Source organism: Streptomyces sp. NPDC030021 (assembly GCF_055574035.1).
The window spans coordinates 14120-31453 of record NZ_JBVIAH010000005.1 but is presented as its reverse complement, the minus strand read 5'-3'; the positions used below and the strand labels follow the sequence as shown (position 1 = coordinate 31453).

Below are 17334 nucleotides of genomic sequence, written 5' to 3'. Positions count from 1 at the left end.
TCCCCACCTCCCCCCCCCCCCCCCCCCCCCCCCCCCCCCCCCCCCCCCCCCCCCCCCCCCCCCCCCCCGGCCCCGTACGTGTCCTCCCCGGAACCTCCCGTAGGGCTTAGTACTCGACGCGGCTGCCGAAGACGCCCAGGTGCGAGCAGACCTCGTACGAGGCGGTCACCGGACGCTCGCGCAGGATCTGCCGGGCCTGGTACTCACCCAGGCTCATCGCGTACCAGGGGACGTCCCCGGCCTTGGCCATCTCGTCGTTGATCCCGCGCAGGGCGCAGGACCGCTGCGGCTCGGGCAGCCGGTCCAGGGCGGGAACGGCGTCCGCAGACAGGGACTGGAAGTAGGAGAGGTCGATCTTCTTGTCCGCCTCGAAGCGGGCCACGTTCCGCTCGGCGACCATCCCGTCCGGGGAGAGCAGGCCGAAGGCCAGGACGGCCGCGGCCGCGCTGGCCGCGAAGGCGCGCGCCAGCCAGCGTCCGCCGAACAGCCCGGCCGCCATGATCAGCACGATGACCAGCCCGAGCCACAGCTCCATCGCGGCCACCGACACACGCAGCCTGGTGAGCCCGTACGCCGCCACATAGAGGTCCATCCGGCGCAGCGCGGCGGCGACGACGACGAGCGTCAGCGCGCACAGCACGCCGAGGACGACCCGGACGAAGCGCCGGTCGCCCGCTCCGGAGCGCGGGGCCCAGCGCAGGGCGAGCGCGATCACGGCGAGGGTGAGCAGGGTGGCCCAGAGCAGCTGCCAGAAGCCCTGGCGGGCGTATTCGGCGTAGGTGATGCTCTGCAGGACCTTGTCGTAGCCGCCGAACAGGACGGCCAGCTGGACGGCGTTGAAGCCGGCGAAGAGCAGGTTGAGCAGGATGAGCGGAAGGGCCCATTCGATGCGGGAGCGCGCCTTGCCCGGAGCCACCCTGATCCGGTCCCAGCGCAGCGGGGCAGCGGCGGTGCGGGCCGCGGCGAGCGCGAGGACGGCGCCGAGGAGGAAGAGCATGAACCGGATGGGCCCGTCCTCGACCGACACGTCGGGCAGCAGGTCACCCAGCAGATCGGCGAAGGCCGCGTCGGCGGAGGCGAACAGCGCGCCGAAGAGCAGCAGCAGGACGACGGCCACACCGGCCGCCTTGGCAACGGGCAGCCAGCGGTCCTTGCTGACCCCGCCACGTGAGCGCAGCCCGGTCAGCAGCCAGGCGATCCCGGACACGACGGCGTCGAGGAAGCCGAGCGGGCTGAGCAGGACGCCCGGCCAGGTGCGGCTGCCGTGCAGGGCCAGCGCGCCCAGCAGGACGGCGGACAGGATCGCCAGTGTGGCCGGCCAGGCGGAGTCGCGCAGGGCCGGTACGGCGAGCAGGGCCAGACAGCCGATCACCCAGGCCACGGTCCACGGGCGGGCGCTGCGGCGGGCCGCGCGGGCGGCGAAGTACGCCGCGACGACGGCGGGTACCACCGCCAGCAGCAGGCCGGGGCCCATGCCGTCGCCGAGCAGCAGCGCGGTGGCGAGACCGGAGGCGAGGACGGCGACGAGGGTCGCGGTCCGGATGGGGGCGGCCTCGGCGGGGCGCACCAGTGTGGCCCAGGTGGGCGCGGCCGGGTGTTGCTGCACCTGCCACGGTTTCCCGGGCGCTGCGCCGGCCCACGCCCCCGGCTGAGGACCGGCCTGCACCCCCGGCGGCGGGCCGGCCGCGCCGGTGTGTCTGTTGCCGGCCGGATCCGGCCTCGCGGGCGAATCCCCGGCCGCGGCCTCTGCGTTGACCGCGTCGTCGGTCCGGGCTTCGTCCGCCCCGCCGGTGTTCTCTGACATCGGGTTCCCTCCCCTGTCGGCCGCCCCGGAGTTCAGGTGGGGGCGGCGATGCGGACAGGGTAGGCCGGTGCGATGCAGTTTTGAACAGGATCAAAAGAGTGCTGTGGCAGGACCGTGACAATCGGAGGGGGATATTTCACCGCGCGCCGGACGCGCCCGAGGCGCCGGACGCCTCGAACGCTCCGCACACGCCTGAGGCGCCGATTCGCACCGACCCGCACCGGCTCCCGGCGTCCCGTCGGGTCGGTCCACGGGCGTCAGCCCGCCGCGACCTCGGGCAGCCAGGCCGGCAGTGCCTCGGTACGCGCCAGCCAGGTGGCCGGCAGCACGGCGTCACCGCGCGCGCCGAGCACCCCGCCGACGATCGCGCAGGTCGTGTCGACGTCCCCGCCCACCTGCGCGGTGGTCCAGAACGCCCGCTCGTAGTCGTCCAGCGCCCGCGCCGCCGACCACAGGGCGAACGGCACGGTGTCGTGCGCGCTCGTACGCCGTCCGCAGCCCAGGACCGCCGCGACCGTGGTGGCGTCGCCGTAGTCCAGCATGTCCCGCGCGCGCCGCAGCCCCGCGCCCACCGCGCTGCGCGGCACCAGTGCGATCACCCCGTCCAGGAGGTCGGAGGCCTTCGGCGGGCCGTCGGTGCCCGCGGCCAGTGCCGCCGCCGCGGCGACGGCCATCGCCCCGCACACGGCCTCGCGGTGCTGGTGGGTGGTGTAGGCGGAGATCTCCGCCTGGTGGGTGGCCTGCTCCGGGTCGTCGGCGTACCAGGCCCCGAGCGGCGCGATGCGCATCGCGGCGCCGTTGCCCCACGAGCCCTGCCCGTTGAACAGTTCGGCGGCCAGCGTGCGCCAGTCCTGCCCCTCCCGCACCAGACGCAGCATCCGGTTCACCGCAGGCCCGTAACCACGGTCGAAGTCGTGGTGGTGGGCGAAGGAACTCGCGAGCGCGTCCTGGTCGATCCGCCCGTGCTCGGCCAGCACTGCCACCACCGAGCAGGCCATCTCGGTGTCGTCGGTCCACTGCCAGGCCTCGGCGCCGGTGGGCAGCTCGCGCCGTTTGAGCAGCGGGTAGTTCACGGGGACGAAGTACTGGGAGCCCAGGGCGTCACCCAGCGCCAGCCCTCGGAGGCTGGCCATGGCGCGCGCGTAGCGCCGTTCGGGAGTGGAATCAGGCGTCATCGCGGGCCACTCTAGCCGTCCAGGTCATAAGGCTCGGGTGTGGTCCACCGCTCAAACGGGCGGTCCAACCGGTACCGGCCGTCCGGGCCGAGCAGGAGCACCCGGAATTCGCCGTTGCCCGGATTGGACAGGGCCTCGAATTCGGCCACGGACCAGTGGAACCAGCGCATGCAGAACAGCCGCATCGTCAGGCCGTGCGTCACCAGCAGCACGTTCTCGGGATGGTCGGGGGCCTCGAAGCTGCGGTAGAGACTTTCCAGGAAGGACCCGACCCTGTCGTACACATCGGCCCCCGACTCGCCCTGGGCGAACCGGTAGAAGAAGTGGCCGTACGCGTCCCGGTACGCCTTCTGCAGCCGTACGTCGTTCTGGTCCTGCCAGTTCCCCCAGTCCTGCTCGCGCAGGCGCGGCTCCTCGCGCATCCGCACCCGCGTCGGGTCCAGCCGGAGCTCCCGGAAGGTCTGCAGGGTGCGGCGGTACGGGGAGACGTACGCGCTGATCGTCCCGGTGCCGAAGAGCTCGCGCAGCCGGACGCCTGCCGCCGACGCCTGCTCGCGCCCGGTGGGAGTCAGCCGCAGGGCGTGGTCGGGCTCCCGCTCGTACACGGAGTCGTCGGCGTTCCCCTCCGATTCCCCATGCCGGACAAGGACGATGCGCCGTGGTCGAACCATTCCACGAGCCTATTCGGCGACCGGGCGGCCCGCCGACCGGGCACGCCGACCGGTCCCCGGCGGTCGTCGTACGGTCATACCGTCCAGGAGGGTTCGAGGTCGACGACATCGCCGGTGAGGGCCTCGACATCGGCCTGGATCTGGGCGCGCAGGGAGAGCCGCTCGACCCGCTCCTGCCGGTACTTGCCGTGCTCGGCGGCGGCGTGCCACATCGAGAGCACCAGGAACTCCCGGCCCGGGGCCTCCCCGAAGAGGCCGCGGACCATCCCGGGCGAGCCCGCCATCGCCGGGTTCCACACCTTCTCCTGCATGAGGGCGAAGTGGTCGACCCGGCCCTCCCGGACCCGCGTGTGCGCGACCCGTACGACGTCGGCATCGGTGAAGCGCGGCTCGAAGCCGGTCTTCACGTCGAAGCGGTGGTCGAAGAGGGTGACCCGCAGATCGGTGTAGGTGCCGTTCTGGGAGGCGGCCAGCCGGTCGTGCGAGCGGGCCATGAAGGAGTCGTAGAAGGACCGGCTCTCCCAGAACGCGAAGACATGCGCGACCCCCTGCCGGCCCCGGCTCCAGCCGCCGCCCTGCCCCCGGAATCCCGGCTCACCCGGCAGCCCCGCCCATTTTCGCTGCCCGCGCTCGAACCCGCGTCGGTCCGTCACCGTGCAGCGAATCCACTTGACCAGCACTGCGCCATCGTACGGGCCAGGCGCGGCCCCGGTCAGTCCTCGGCGCGGTGGATCCGCACCAGTTCCGCCGCGTCCCGATCGGGCAGCCGAAGCCCGAACTCCCGGTCGAGCACGGCGAGCAGCCCGTCCCGGCCGACGATCTCCTGCTCGGCCCGGCCGTCGGGGTGCAGCCGGGTGAGTTCCCGCCCGACGAGCGCCTGGCGGACGCCGTTGCCCGGGTGCTGGACGATCAGCCGCCCGACGAAGGAGGAGGTGGGGTGGCTGGAGCTGTAGTGGTTGAGAACGACGTAGTCGACGGGGTGGTAGCGCTGCGGGGAGAAGGCGTACAGGTCCCGCCAGGTGTCGCCGCGCAGCAGGCACAGCACGAGGACGCCGTCCTCCTCCTCGCGGACGCGGTACGTCCACTCGCCCTGCTGCACCTCGGTGCCCGGCCGTCCCAGCGGCACCGGCTCCCGGGGCCCCTGGAACCCGAACCCGGCGTCGCACAGCCGCGGTTCACCCTCGACGGTGACGACGAGGACGGCGTGCGTCACCGCGAGGACGGAGTCCCCGCGGGTGCGGTTGCGGGCACCGCGCCCGGAGACCTCGAAGCCGATCCGCTCCAGGGCGGCGGCCAGCAGCGAGTTCTGCTCGTAGCAGTAGCCGCCGCGGCGGCCGTGCACGAGTTTGTCCTCGATCGACTTGAGGTCCAGCGCGACGGGGCGGCCGAGCAGGACGTCCAGGCTCTCGAAGGTGATGGCGGCGGTATGGGCGCGGTGCACTGCGTACAACGTGCGGAGGTCCGGCCGGAGTTCCCCGGACGGCCCTCGGTCTCCCTGATATCCGATCCGGTCCAGATACGCGTCCAGGTCCAGCTCGTCACCGCTCCACATGACTGACCATCTCCCCGTTCCCCCGCCTCGTCGGCCACCGCACTGCCGTGAAATCCGCAGGCGCGCTGTCACACGCGCCCCGCACAATGATCACCATGACGGCCCTGCACTCCAACCCGCTTTTCGACCGCCTCGCCGATGCAGAAAACATCCTGGTCACCGGGGCGGGCGGCGGCTTCGACATCTACGCCGGCCTCCCCGTGGCCCTTTCCCTCATGCACCAGGGCAAGCGGGTCCACCTGGCCAACCTCTCCTTCAGTGCGCTCGCCGGACTGCCCACCGAGGCGTGGGTGGCTCCCGACCTGGCCGCCGTCACCCCTGACTCGGCGCCCCACCTGTCCTATTTCCCCGAGCGGACCCTGGCCCAGTGGCTGCAGGCACACGGCTACCCGGCCACCGTGTACGCCTTCCCCCAGACCGGCGTGCAGCCGTTGCGCGCCGCCTACCGCGAGCTCGTCGACCTCCACCGCATCGACGCGATCGTCCTGGTCGACGGCGGCACGGACATCCTGATGCGGGGCGACGAAGCGGGCCTCGGCACCCCCGAGGAGGACCTCACCAGCGTCGCGGCACTCGCCGCTCTGGAGGACGTACCCGAGCGCCTCGTCGTGTCGGTGGGCTTCGGAGTGGACGCGTACCACGGGGTGAGTCACGGCCTGGTGCTGGAGAACATCGCGGCCCTGGAGCGCGCGGGCGCCTACCTCGGCGCGTTCTCCATACCGCGCGCCACGAGGGAGGGCGCTCTCTTCCTGGACGCGGTGGCCCATGCCCAGGAGCAGACCCCGGACCGGCCCAGCATCGTGAGCGGCTCGATCGCCGCGGCCGTCCGGGGTTCCTTCGGCGACGTGCAGTTCACCAGCCGCACACGGGGCAGCGAGCTCTTCGTGAACCCGCTGATGTCACTGTGCTTCGCCTTCGACCTGCCGGGGCTCGCCGCGCGCTGCCTCTACCTGGACCGCATCGAGGACACGCACCTGATGCGCCAGGTCCATTCCCGGATCGCCGAGTTCCGCGAGGAGCTGGTCACCCGCCCGTCCCGCCGTATCCCCCACTGAACCGTGCCGGTGGTCAAAGACCGAGCAGTTCCGCGAGGGTGCCACCCAGAACGCGATCGCGCACCGTGCCCGGCCTGGTGACGCGTTCGACGGTGGCACGAGCGAGGAACGGATCGCCGTACGGCGCGTCCGAGCCGAACAAGGTGCGGTCGGGCACCTCGTCGATCGCCAGGCGCACCGCGAAGATGACGCCGGCCGTCGACAGTTCCAGGTACAGGTTCGGGGTCTCCCGGGCCAGCTCGATGGCCGTCAGCCAGTTCGGCCCGCCGAGTTGGCTGATCACCAGGGGGACGGACGGGTGTTTGCGCGCGAGTCCGGCCAGAGTGGCCAGGTCTCCCGCCGTGGTCGGCGCGAACCCGTGCACGACCACCGGCAACCCGCCGTGGTCGGCGGCCGCTCGCAGAACCGGCTCGATCCGATCCGCCCGCCCCGGCGGCGGGGTCAGCTCACCGATACCCCGGAAACCCCGGCCGGTGACCTCCCGTTCGACAGCCGCCTCGATCTGCTCGGCCGGCTGATCCAGTCGGACCTTGCCGAAGCCGATGAAGCGATCGGGGTACGCCGCACACGCCGCCGCGAGTTCCTCCCCCGCGGCCCGGTGGCCGTCCGGGCCGCCGGCACGTCCGCCGACCGTCTCGTCCAGCACACTCATCTCGCGCCGGAAGGAAGCCAGATCGGTGGCCCGCTCGGGATGCGGACGGGTACTGAAGAGCACCGCGCGGTCCACTCCTGCCTCGTCCAGCAGGGCGATGTGACGGTGCACGGGGTCGTGTACATGGCTGTGCGCATCGATGATCAACGGATTCTCCTGGTCAGGACCGGTGTGGGCGGCGGAATGCTGCCGCCGGGTCCCATCGTTCAAGGTTGACACGATGGCAAGGTCAAGCTCCGGGGAGAAGCAATGCTGATCGGCCGGCTGGCCAAACGGACCGGGACGAGCGAGCGTCTGCTCCGGTACTACGAACGCGTCGGCCTTCTCGCCTCGACCCGTCGGGCCAACGGATACCGCGACTACGACGATGCCGCCGAGCGGACGGTCGGTCAGATCCGCGCCCTGCTGGCGGCCGGGCTGTCCACCAGCCTGATCCGGCAGGTGCTGCCCTGCGCCCTCGCGGACGGCTCGCTGCGCCCGTGCCCGGGAGTGCTGGACAAGCTGCGCGCACAGCTCACCCACCTCGACCGGCGCGCGGAGGAGTTGGCGCAGGCCCGCCGGACTCTGCGGCAGGCCATCGCGGCAGCCGAACGCTCCGAGTAGCGGCACGGCCGCACGTTGCACCCGGTGCAACCGCGGCGTCGGTGAAACGCACGATGGGGTGTCCGCGTCACCGCGAACACCCCACCTGAACAGCTACCTCACGCCCCGCAGGGCGTCATGATCAGCTGCAGCCGCTCGTCGAGCCGCAGCCCTCGCAGATGTAGCAGGAGCCGGCGCGCTGCATCTTCGTACCGCAGGAGAAGCAGAGCGGGGCGTCGGCGGAGACGCCGAGCTGCATCTCGACCAGTTCGGCGTTGCTGTGCGCCGTCTTCGGAGCCGGGACGGGGACGGCCGCGACCGGCTTCGGAGCCGACGGGACCGCGGCCAGCGGCGTCGCCTGCGTCAGGGACTCGGTGTCCAGCTCGTCGTCGAGCGGCTCGTAGGAGCCGGTGTCCAGGTGACGCTGGCGCTCCTCGGCGGTGTGGATGCCGAGGGCCGAGCGGGTCTCGAAGGGCAGGAAGTCCAGCGCCAGGCGGCGGAAGATGTAGTCGACGATCGACTGCGCCATCCGCACGTCCGGGTCGTCCGTCATGCCGGCCGGCTCGAAGCGCATGTTCGTGAACTTCGAGACGTAGGTCTCCAGCGGAACGCCGTACTGCAGGCCGACCGAGACGGCGATCGAGAAGGCGTCCATCATGCCCGCGAGGGTCGAGCCCTGCTTGGACATCTTCAGGAAGACCTCGCCCAGGCCGTCGTCCGGGTAGGAGTTGGCCGTCATGTAGCCCTCGGCGCCACCGACCGTGAAGGAGGTGGTGATGCCCGGGCGGCCCTTGGGGAGGCGCTTGCGGACGGGACGGTACTCGATGACCTTCTCGACGGCGGCGCGGATGGTCTCCTCCGTCTTGACGGTGACCTCTTCCTTCTCAGCCTCCTTCTTCTTGGCGGAGAGGGGCTGGCCGACCTTGCAGTTGTCGCGGTAGATCGCGAGCGCCTTGACGCCCATCTTCCACGCCTCGAAGTAGATCTCCTCGATCTCCTCGACGGTCGCCGTCTCCGGCATGTTGACCGTCTTCGAGATCGCGCCGGAGATCCAGGGCTGGATCGCGGCCATCATGCGGACGTGGCCCATCGCGGAGATGGAGCGCTCGCCCATGGCGCAGTCGAACACCGAGTAGTGCTCGGTCTTCAGGCCCGGGGCGTCGACGACCACACCGTGCTCGGCGATGTGGGAGACGATCGCCTCGATCTGCTCCTCCTGGTAACCCAGGCGACGCAGGGCCTGCGGGACGGTGCCGTTGACGATCTGCATCGAGCCGCCGCCGACGAGCTTCTTGAACTTGACCAGGGCCAGGTCCGGCTCGACACCGGTGGTGTCGCAGGACATCGCGAGACCGATGGTGCCGGTCGGCGCGAGGACGGATGCCTGGGAGTTGCGGAAGCCGTTCTTCTCGCCGAGGCGCAGGACGTCCTGCCAGGCCTCGGTGGCCGCGGCCCAGATGCTGTTGTCCAGGTCCTCGGTGCGCGGCGCCACGGCGTTGGCGTCGGCGTGCTGCTTCATGACGCGCTTGTGGGACTCGGCGTTACGGGCGTAGCCGTCGTACGGGCCGACGATGGCGGCCAGCTCGGCGGAGCGCTTGTACGCGGTACCGGTCATCAGCGAGGTGATCGACGCGGCGAGGGTGCGACCGCCGTCGGAGTCGTACGCGTGGCCGGTGGCCATCAGCAGGGCGCCGAGGTTGGCGTAGCCGATGCCCAGCTGGCGGAAGGCGCGGGTGTTGTCACCGATCTTCTGCGTCGGGAAGTCCGCGAAGCAGATGGAGATGTCCATCGCGGTGATGACGAGCTCGACGACCTTGGCGAAGCGCTCGGCGTCGAAGGACTGGTCGCCCTTGCCGTCGTCGTTCAGGAACTTCATCAGGTTGAGCGAGGCGAGGTTGCAGGACGTGTTGTCCAGGTGCATGTACTCGCTGCACGGGTTGGACGCGGTGATGCGGCCGGACTCGGGGCAGGTGTGCCAGTTGTTGATCACACCGTCGTACTGGATGCCCGGGTCGGCACAGGCCCACGCGGCCTCGGCGAGCTTGCGGAAGAGCGCCTTGGCGTCGACCTTCTCGATGACCTCACCGGTCATACGGGCACGCAGGCCGAACTCGGTGCCGTTCTCGACGGCCGTCATGAACTCGTCGTTCACGCGGACGGAGTTGTTGGCGTTCTGGTACTGGACGGACGTGATGTCGTCGCCGCCCAGGTCCATGTCGAAGCCCGCGTCGCGCAGGGCGCGGATCTTCTCCTCCTCCTTCACCTTGGTCTCGATGAAGGCCTCGACGTCCGGGTGGTCCACGTCCAGGACGACCATCTTGGCCGCGCGGCGGGTGGCGCCGCCCGACTTGATCGTTCCTGCGGACGCGTCGGCGCCGCGCATGAAGGAGACCGGGCCGGAGGCGTTGCCGCCGGAGGAGAGGAGCTCCTTGGAGGAGCGGATGCGGGAGAGGTTCAGGCCGGCGCCGGAGCCGCCCTTGAAGATCATGCCCTCTTCCTTGTACCAGTCGAGGATCGACTCCATGGAGTCGTCGACGGCCAGGATGAAGCAGGCGGAGACCTGCTGCGGCTGGGGCGTACCGACGTTGAACCACACCGGGGAGTTGAAGCTGAAGATCTGGTGAATGAGGGCGTAGGTCAGCTCGTGCTCGAAGATCTCCGCGTCGGCGGGCGAGGAGAAGTAGTCGAAGTCCTCGCCGGCCTTCGTGTACGTCTTCACGATCCGGTCGATCAGCTGCTTCAGACCGGTCTCTCGCTGCGGGGTGCCGACCGCGCCGCGGAAGTACTTGCTGGTGACGATGTTGACCGCGTTCACCGACCAGAAGTCGGGGAACTCGACACCACGCTGCTCGAAGTTGACCGAGCCGTCGCGCCAGTTGGTCATGACGACGTCACGGCGCTCCCAGCTCACCTCGTCGTAGGGGTGCACGCCCGGGGTGGTGTGGATGCGCTCGATACGCAGGCCGCCCTTGGCAGCCTTGGTCCCCTTGGCGCGGGAACCACGTGCCGAGCCGCTCGCCGTCTCTGTCATGCCGCTTCCTCCCATATGCGGGCAAAAACGCCCTAAAGTGCCATCGATATTCCGCGGCACGGTGCTGTGTCTTGTATCTACGTCTCTTCGCCTGGCCGACCGGCCGTGTCACGACGCGTGAGCGCCCCGGCACGGGTGGTCCGGTCAGTCGGCGGCGGAGGCGGGCACGGGGACCTGGGCGGTCCCACCGCGCTCGCACTCTTCAGGATGAGACCGCGGCACGCGGAGTTCCGCGATGGCGGTCTCGAAGTCTTCAAGGGTGTCGAAAGCTTTGTAAACGGAGGCGAAGCGCAGGTACGCGACCAGGTCGAGCTCCTGCAACGGGCCGAGTATGGCCAGACCCACGTCGTGGGTGGTCAGCTCGGCACTCCCGGTGGCGCGCAGCGCCTCCTCGACCCGCTGGCCGAGCTTGGCGAGGGCGTCCTCGGTGACCGGACGTCCCTGGCACGCCTTGCGCACGCCGGAGATGACCTTGGTACGACTGAAGGGTTCCGTCACTCCGCTGCGCTTGATCACCATCAGCGAGGCCGTCTCCACCGTCGTGAATCGACGGGAGCAGTCGGGGCACTGACGGCGCCTGCGGATCGACGTGCCGTCGTCCGTGGTGCGACTGTCGACGACGCGACTGTCGGGGTGCCTGCAGAAGGGGCAGTGCATGGTTCCCTCACCCTCCCTTTTGGCACGACCGAATCACCCCACGGAGCCCCTGAACGACGGAGGCGGACTCCGTCGGGGGCTCGTGAAGCAGCCACCAGCATATGCGATGACGGGGCCCCCGGAAGACCCGAGGACCACAACCTCTGGGTGGCAGCGCTCATCCAACCACTAGATCTTGGGTTGTGGCGGATTTACGCGGCTCCGCGTGTCGCGGCGTCCGATGGGCGGACACGGGGCCTCCCGGTGCCACACTGGGCGCAGACCCTAAAGGCGGCGATCCGACCGGGAAGGGTACCGTAAGCGGCGGATGCCAGCCGAACCCTCGTTCGGCGAACCGATCGTCCATACACCCCTTGATATGTCCACACAGAGCGATCTGCGATTTTTCACTCGAACGTGTGTTTGGCGCAACCTTTCGAAAGCTACTACCGTTGTCCAGCTAGGGAGAACATTTCGAGAGGGGCCGACGTGACCACCACCGCAGACAGTGCCGCCATCACTGCCCAGAACCGCTCCCAGAGCCGACTCGAGCCGGTGCATGCCATGAACGACGCAAACCTGAATCCGGATGCGGAACCCGTAGTACGCCCCGCACGCTCGCTGCCAGGTCGACCTCCAGGCATCCGCGCCGACAGCTCCGGGCTCACGGACCGGCAGCGGAGGGTCATCGAGGTCATTCGCGACTCCGTGCAGCGACGGGGTTACCCGCCGTCGATGCGGGAGATCGGCCAGGCGGTCGGCCTGTCCAGCACCTCGTCGGTCGCACACCAGCTGATGGCCCTGGAGCGCAAGGGCTTCCTGCGCCGTGACCCGCACCGCCCCCGGGCCTACGAGGTGCGCGGCTCCGACCAGCCGAGCTCGCAGCCCACGGACACCACCGGCAAGCCCGCGGCCTCCTACGTTCCCCTGGTCGGCCGGATCGCGGCCGGCGGCCCGATCCTCGCCGAGGAGTCGGTCGAGGACGTCTTCCCGCTCCCCCGCCAGCTGGTCGGCGACGGCGAGCTCTTCGTGCTCAAGGTCGTCGGCGACTCGATGATCGAGGCCGCCATCTGTGACGGCGACTGGGTCACGGTCCGTCGCCAGCCCGTCGCGGAGAACGGTGACATCGTCGCCGCGATGCTCGACGGCGAGGCCACGGTCAAGCGCTTCAAGCGCGAGGACGGCCACGTCTGGCTCCTCCCGCACAACGCCGCCTACCAGCCGATCCCCGGTGACGAGGCGACGATCCTCGGCAAGGTCGTCGCGGTACTGCGTCGGGTCTGACCCCCGCCGCCCCCATACAGCCCCCGGGACCCACTGCGCCGGTTCCGGGGGTTGTTCTGTCCTTTGCGGCTAGACCGCTGCCGCTCTCGCGGATGTGGTTCCTCGCCGCTTGGGTTGCCCAATCTATGGGCGCCGCTCGTGCTCCCGAGAACTACTTGCCGTCAGCGTGAGCGGCAGCGTCGATCGCGGCGAGCGAGCGGCGGACCTGATTGGGGTCCGTGGTGTACCAGAAGTCCGGCAGCGTGGCCCGCAGGAAGCTCCCGTACCGGGCCGTCGCCAGCCGGGGGTCCAGGACCGCGACGACCCCCCGGTCGCCCGAGGCCCGTACGAGACGGCCCGCGCCCTGCGCCATCAGCAGTGCGGCATGGGTGGCCGCCACGGCCATGAAGCCGTTGCCGCCGTGCTCCTCGACCGACTTCTGGCGGGCGCTCATCAGCGGGTCGTCGGGGCGCGGGAAGGGGATCCGGTCCATGACCACGAGCTGGCAGCTGGGACCGGGCACGTCCACGCCCTGCCAGAGCGACAGCGTCCCGAACAGGCAGGTCTTCGGGTCGGCGGCGAAGGACTTGATCAGCTCGCCGAGGGTTTCCTCGCCCTGGAGCAGGATCGGATTGCCGAGCCGGCCGCGCAGCTCTTCGGCGGCCGCCTTGGCGCCGCGCATGGAGGAGAAGAGACCGAGAGTGCGGCCGCCGGCCGCCTCGATCAGCTCGGCAAGCTCGTCCATCATGTCGCCGCGGGTCCCCTCGCGGCCCGGCGTGGCCAGGTGCTTGGCGACGTAAAGAATGCCCTGCTTGGGGTAGTCGAAGGGCGAGCCGACGTCGAGGCCGCGCCAGACGGGTACGTCGTCGCCCTCGACCCCCTCGGGGGACAGGCCAAGGGAGGCTGCGACCCCGTTGAAGTCGCCGCCCAGCTTGAGGGTGGCGGAGGTCAGAACCACGGAACGGTCCTCGAACAGCTTCTCGCGCAGCAGGCCGGACACCGACAGGGGCGCGACCCTGAGGGTGGCGCCGAAGCGGTCGTGGCGCTCGTACCAGACCACGTCGTACTCGGAGCCGTTGGTGATCCGCTCCGCCACCCCGTGGATGCTCTCCACCGCGGCCAGCGCCTGCTTGCGCACCGCGTCCTCGTCCTGGACGGACTTGTCCCGGGTCGCGCCGATCGCCGAGATCACATTGCGCGCGGAGTCCCGCAGGGACATCAGGGCGTAGCCGAGGTCCTCGGGGATCTGCTCCAGGCGGCCCGGGAGCGCCAGCTCCATGACCCGCTCGAAGGTTTCGGAGGCGGTCTGCAGGGAGTCCGCGGTCTTCTCGTCGACCAGCTTGGCGGCACGCTTCACGGCCCGGTTGACCTGGCCCGGGGTGAGCTCGCCGGTGGCGACCCCGGTCACCCGGGAGACCAGCTCGTGGGCCTCGTCCACGATCAGCACCTCGTGCTGCGGCAGCACGGGGGCGCCTTCGATGGCGTCGATGGCGAGCAGGGCGTGGTTGGTGACGACCACGTCCGCGAGCTTGGCCCGCTCCCGGGCGGCCTCCGCGAAGCACTCGGCGCCGTACGCGCACTTCGTCGCGCCCAGGCACTCGCGGGAGGAGACGGAGATCTGCGACCAGGCCTTGTCCGAAACACCCGGGGTCAGGTCGTCGCGGTCGCCGGTCTCGGTCTCGTCGGCCCAGTCGCGCATGCGCAGCAGGTCCTGGCCGAGCTTGCTGGTGGGCGCGGCCGCCTCGAACTGGTCGAAGAGGCCGTCCTCCTCGTCCTGTGGAGCGCCCTCGTGCAGGCGGTGCAGGCACAGGTAGTTGGACCGGCCCTTGAGCATGGCGAACTGAGGGCGCCGACGCAGCTGCGGGTGCAGTGCCTCCACCGTCCGTGGCAGATCGCGTTCGACGAGCTGCCGCTGGAGGGCGAGGGTCGCCGTGGCGACGACCACACGCTCGCCGTGCGCGAGGGCCGGAACCAGGTAGCCGAGGGACTTACCGGTACCGGTACCGGCCTGGATCAGCCGGTGGGAGTTGTCGTCGATCGCTTCGGCGACGGCTTCGGCCATGGCCACCTGGCCGGGGCGCTCCGTGCCGCCGACGGCGGAGACGGCGGCGTGCAGCAGGTCGGGGAGGGAGGGCTTCGTCATAGCACTGCCAAGCCTACGGGGCCGCACTGACAGCGAGCGCACCGGCGAGCAATCATGGCCGGTACAGAGGGTTGGGTACCGTGCCGTGCTGCACGGCGTGCGGGCGGTCGGGGCGGTCGCGGTAGCCGTCCTCGTAGAGCCGGTTCCGGTTGAGGCAGAGCCGTCCGATGCGTTCACCGAGCAGGTCGAAGAGCTCGTAGCGGTCCTTGAGCTCCGGGAAGCGGGTCTGGTGGCGCAGGATCTCCGCCCGTACGAGGGACCAGAACTCGCTCTCCGGGACACCGAGGCCGTCCTCGCACAGGGCCGAGAGGTAGCGGAAGACACCGACGAACAGCCCGGAGTGGATGAACTGGGGCAGGAAGTCGGCGGCCTCGGTGAGCAGGACCGCTCGGACCTCCTCGGGCAGGGACTCCAGCTCGGGCAGCGGCTCGTCGGTGATGTTTACGTCGTCCACGAAGTCCTTGACCGCGAGCCGGACCGGGACGTCCTGCTCGTCGAAGATCACGATGGCGTTCTCGCCGTGCGGGGAGAAAACGGTGCCGTAGCGGTAGAGGAAGCGGAGCAGCGGGGGCAGGAGGGCGGCGAAGAGGCGCTGCAGCCAGACGGTGGGGGTCAGTCCGGACCGGGCGACGAGCTCGGCGGTGAAGGACCGGCCGCGCGGGTCGGTGTGGAGGAGGGAGGCGAGCGTGCGGGCGCGCTCGCCTGGTGCCAGCAGGCCGGTCAGGGGCTCGCGCCAGATCGCGCCGAGCAGCTCCTTGTACTGGTACGGAACCTCGGGGAGCTCGTCGTAGACGGGGTGGCGGACGGTGACGGAGGCGACCTCGCCGAGCAGGACGACCCGGCACTCGTCGCGGAGGAAGGGATCGCCGTCGCGGAGGGAGTGGATCCAGGCGGTGACGGCGGGGGCCGCGAGCGTGAGGTCGCTGGGCAGTCCGCGCCAGACCATGGTGTTGAAGACGGAGAGCGGGAGTTTGACGCTGTGCCGGTCGGGCCGGCTGAGGTTGAGGAAGGTGCGGACGGACTGCTGCGGGAGACGCACGTCGGGATCGGCGGGGAGCGGTACCAGGGCGCCGGAGGCGAGCGCCGGGGCGAAGAGGGGGAGGACGACCTCGTCCCACTGCCAGGGGTGGACCGGGAGGTAGAGGTAGTGGAGCGGGTCGAGGCCGCGGTCGCGGAGGGACCGGTCGAAGGAGGCGCGGGTGACGGGGTCGAGCTCGGCGGTGTAGAGGCGGGCGGGGTCCTCCAGGCCGGCGGTCCCGCGGTAGACGGCGAGCGAGGTGTGGGCGGCGAGCCAGGGCAGCCGCTGGCGGGTGCGGGCCTCGGGGGCCCAGTCGGCGGTGTCGGAGGCGGAGAGTCCGATGCGGCCCTTGTTGGGGACGAGCCAGGGGTGGCCGGTCTGGTGGCCTTCGAGGGCGGCGTAGTCGAGGTCGGCGAGGACGTCAGCGGTGAGTGCCGTGTGGTCGAGCCGGGCGTCGGCGGTGAGGGTGGCGCTGAGCTCGCGGACGAGGTGACCGAGGGTGGGTCCGTCCAGGCCGAGGAGGGTACGGGCCCGGATGAGGAAGGCGTACGGGTCCCCGAAGGCGGTCGGGCTCCCGAGGTCGCCCGGCACGGTCGGTGAGGGCGGTGAGGCCGGCGCCGGCGTCGGCGCCGGTGGGGTCAGGGTGATCGTGTCCGGGGTGACGTGCCAGCTGCCGTACGAGCGTCGGCGGGCGCGGAAGCCGAGGCTGCTGCCGTCGTCGAGGGTCAGGGTCCAGGCGTCCCCGGCGGCGGCGGGTGCGGGGACGGGGCGGATGATCTCCTCGTAGGCGAACTCGCCGAGCATCTTGGCGAGCAGCCGGCGGGCGGCGAAGTCCCAGGTCGCACGGTTGAGTTCGGGCGGCGTGCAGGGGTGCTGGGGCGACGGTGGCACGGCGGGTTCGGCCGCGTCGGGGGCTGCGGGGAAGTTCGGCACGTGACTCCTCGGAGGTCGGGAACTCTGCTTCGCTACGCAGAGTTATCGAAGGGAGAGGTGCGAAGCTGCCGACGACGGTCGGGGTTTGCGGGGCGGCACTCAGAGGAGATTGCGCAGCACCCGCTCCCGGATCATCAGGGCGGCCCGCTTCTCGGGAAGGTCGATTTCCGCGGAGCAGCGGAAACCGGAGTTCAGGAAGGCTGATACGGAGGGGGTGTTGCGGATGTCCGGTTCCGCGACGACGCGTGTGCAGCGGGGGCGGTTGCCGAGGACCAGGTCGGCGACGGCGCGCAGCAGAGCTGTTCCCAGCCCGCGGCCGCGGTTCGTGCCGTCTCCGATGAGCAGGTGGATACCCGTGTCGTGGGGGCGCGCCGGGTAGTGCCCGGAGAGCGGGTCGAGGTCGGCCCGGTAGATCTCCCAGTAACTCACCGGCGTGCCGTCGAGGAGGCCGAGGCAGGGGATGCTGCGGCCGTCGCCGTCGAGCTGGGCGCGGAGGTGGTCGGCGGTGACCGCGGCAGGGCCCGCGAGTTCCCAGTAGGCGGCCACCTCGGGATCGTTCATCCAGCCGGTGAGGAGCTCCAGGTCACGGCCGGGCCGCACGGGTTCGAGGCGGAAGGCTCCGGCGGGTGTGGTGACGCTGCCCCAGATTGCGGGGGAATCGAGCAGGTCGGCCTCGGCGAGCAGCGGCAGCAGTTGTGCGTTGAGGCGTTGTTCGCGCCTTCCGCCGGCAACTTTGACGACACCGGTGGCGGTGCGGGTGTCGTGGGCGGATCCGGCGGCCGGAGCTGGGGCTGAGGTGTCGGTGGAGGGCATCGGGGC

14 protein-coding genes are annotated in these 17334 nt (G+C 70.7%); 3 read left to right on the top strand and 11 right to left on the bottom strand.

Translation table 11 applies throughout. The annotated features are described in order from the left end of the window. Positions 1 to 106: 106 nt before the first annotated feature. From ACZ4YL_RS11535 to ACZ4YL_RS11515, 5 genes are all read right to left on the bottom strand, one after another. Positions 107 to 1804 carry a DUF4153 domain-containing protein gene (locus ACZ4YL_RS11535; RefSeq protein ID WP_468115689.1) on the bottom strand — a complete coding sequence of 566 codons (1698 nt, stop codon included), beginning with the start codon at positions 1802 to 1804 and terminating at the stop codon, positions 107 to 109. A 257-nt stretch (positions 1805 to 2061) separates the two neighbouring features. Beyond that, the gene (locus tag ACZ4YL_RS11530; RefSeq protein WP_382545050.1) at positions 2062 to 2979 is read right to left on the bottom strand and encodes an ADP-ribosylglycohydrolase family protein; all 918 of its coding nucleotides are present in this window, start codon (positions 2977 to 2979) and stop codon (positions 2062 to 2064) included. An 11-nt stretch (positions 2980 to 2990) separates the two neighbouring features. Next, positions 2991 to 3650: a histidine phosphatase family protein gene (locus ACZ4YL_RS11525; protein WP_468115687.1), complete on the bottom strand. Its 660-nt coding sequence runs from the start codon at positions 3648 to 3650 to the stop codon at positions 2991 to 2993. A gap of 74 nt (positions 3651 to 3724) precedes the next feature. Continuing rightward, complete coding sequence (locus tag ACZ4YL_RS11520) at positions 3725 to 4330, bottom strand: YdbC family protein (RefSeq protein WP_030008846.1); 606 nt, start codon at positions 4328 to 4330, stop codon at positions 3725 to 3727. A 32-nt stretch (positions 4331 to 4362) separates the two neighbouring features. Then, the gene (locus ACZ4YL_RS11515; RefSeq protein ID WP_468115685.1) at positions 4363 to 5202 is read right to left on the bottom strand and encodes an arylamine N-acetyltransferase family protein; all 840 of its coding nucleotides are present in this window, start codon (positions 5200 to 5202) and stop codon (positions 4363 to 4365) included. Between the two features lie 95 nt (positions 5203 to 5297). Here ACZ4YL_RS11515 and ACZ4YL_RS11510 point away from each other — a divergent pair, with 95 nt between their 5' ends. Beyond that, on the top strand, positions 5298 to 6257 hold the full coding sequence (locus ACZ4YL_RS11510; protein WP_468115683.1) for a DUF1152 domain-containing protein: 960 nt from the start codon (positions 5298 to 5300) through the stop codon (positions 6255 to 6257). Positions 6258 to 6270: 13 nt separating this feature from the next. On the opposite strand, the gene ACZ4YL_RS11505 is transcribed toward ACZ4YL_RS11510, so the two are convergent. Continuing rightward, positions 6271 to 7056, bottom strand: coding sequence for an amidohydrolase family protein (locus tag ACZ4YL_RS11505; RefSeq protein ID WP_468115681.1), 786 nt, complete (start codon positions 7054 to 7056; stop codon positions 6271 to 6273). Positions 7057 to 7158: 102 nt separating this feature from the next. On the opposite strand from ACZ4YL_RS11505, the gene ACZ4YL_RS11500 reads away from it, so the two are divergent. Then, positions 7159 to 7512 (top strand): MerR family transcriptional regulator, encoded by a 354-nt coding sequence (locus tag ACZ4YL_RS11500; RefSeq protein ID WP_468115679.1) that lies wholly within the window; start codon positions 7159 to 7161, stop codon positions 7510 to 7512. Positions 7513 to 7633: 121 nt separating this feature from the next. Here the strand turns inward: ACZ4YL_RS11500 and ACZ4YL_RS11495 are convergent, their stop codons facing one another. Both ACZ4YL_RS11495 and nrdR read right to left on the bottom strand, forming a co-directional pair. Beyond that, positions 7634 to 10522, bottom strand: a complete 2889-nt coding sequence (locus ACZ4YL_RS11495) for a vitamin B12-dependent ribonucleotide reductase (protein ID WP_468115677.1) — start codon at positions 10520 to 10522, stop codon at positions 7634 to 7636. A gap of 144 nt (positions 10523 to 10666) precedes the next feature. Further along, positions 10667 to 11179, bottom strand: coding sequence for a transcriptional regulator NrdR (nrdR, locus tag ACZ4YL_RS11490; protein WP_468115675.1), 513 nt, complete (start codon positions 11177 to 11179; stop codon positions 10667 to 10669). Positions 11180 to 11647: 468 nt separating this feature from the next. Here nrdR and lexA point away from each other — a divergent pair, with 468 nt between their 5' ends. Next, a complete protein-coding gene (gene lexA, locus ACZ4YL_RS11485) occupies positions 11648 to 12442 on the top strand; it encodes a transcriptional repressor LexA (RefSeq protein ID WP_030713361.1) in 795 nt (264 codons plus the stop codon). Positions 12443 to 12593: 151 nt separating this feature from the next. Here lexA and ACZ4YL_RS11480 read toward each other — a convergent pair whose 3' ends face one another. The 3 genes from ACZ4YL_RS11480 to ACZ4YL_RS11470 form a co-directional block, all read right to left on the bottom strand. Continuing rightward, positions 12594 to 14564 carry an ATP-dependent DNA helicase gene (locus tag ACZ4YL_RS11480; protein WP_468115673.1) on the bottom strand — a complete coding sequence of 657 codons (1971 nt, stop codon included), beginning with the start codon at positions 14562 to 14564 and terminating at the stop codon, positions 12594 to 12596. Between the two features lie 52 nt (positions 14565 to 14616). Continuing rightward, a complete protein-coding gene (locus ACZ4YL_RS11475; protein WP_468115671.1) occupies positions 14617 to 16515 on the bottom strand; it encodes an IucA/IucC family protein in 1899 nt (632 codons plus the stop codon). A gap of 99 nt (positions 16516 to 16614) precedes the next feature. Beyond that, positions 16615 to 17328, bottom strand: coding sequence for a GNAT family N-acetyltransferase (locus tag ACZ4YL_RS11470; protein ID WP_468115669.1), 714 nt, complete (start codon positions 17326 to 17328; stop codon positions 16615 to 16617). Positions 17329 to 17334 lie beyond the last annotated feature (6 nt).

Bases quoted from the DNA above. Each gene is read 5' to 3' on its own strand.
- ACZ4YL_RS11535 (WP_468115689.1), bottom strand. From the start codon at position 1,804: ATGTCAGAGAACACCGGCGGGGCGGACGAAGCCCGGACCGACGACGCG.
- ACZ4YL_RS11530 (WP_382545050.1), bottom strand. From the start codon at position 2,979: ATGACGCCTGATTCCACTCCCGAACGGCGCTACGCGCGCGCCATGGCC.
- ACZ4YL_RS11525 (WP_468115687.1), bottom strand. From the start codon at position 3,650: ATGGTTCGACCACGGCGCATCGTCCTTGTCCGGCATGGGGAATCGGAG.
- ACZ4YL_RS11515 (WP_468115685.1), bottom strand. From the start codon at position 5,202: ATGTGGAGCGGTGACGAGCTGGACCTGGACGCGTATCTGGACCGGATC.
- ACZ4YL_RS11510 (WP_468115683.1), top strand. From the start codon at position 5,298: ATGACGGCCCTGCACTCCAACCCGCTTTTCGACCGCCTCGCCGATGCA.
- ACZ4YL_RS11500 (WP_468115679.1), top strand. From the start codon at position 7,159: ATGCTGATCGGCCGGCTGGCCAAACGGACCGGGACGAGCGAGCGTCTG.
- ACZ4YL_RS11495 (WP_468115677.1), bottom strand. From the start codon at position 10,522: ATGACAGAGACGGCGAGCGGCTCGGCACGTGGTTCCCGCGCCAAGGGG.
- nrdR (WP_468115675.1), bottom strand. From the start codon at position 11,179: ATGCACTGCCCCTTCTGCAGGCACCCCGACAGTCGCGTCGTCGACAGT.
- ACZ4YL_RS11480 (WP_468115673.1), bottom strand. From the start codon at position 14,564: ATGACGAAGCCCTCCCTCCCCGACCTGCTGCACGCCGCCGTCTCCGCC.
- ACZ4YL_RS11470 (WP_468115669.1), bottom strand. From the start codon at position 17,328: ATGCCCTCCACCGACACCTCAGCCCCAGCTCCGGCCGCCGGATCCGCC.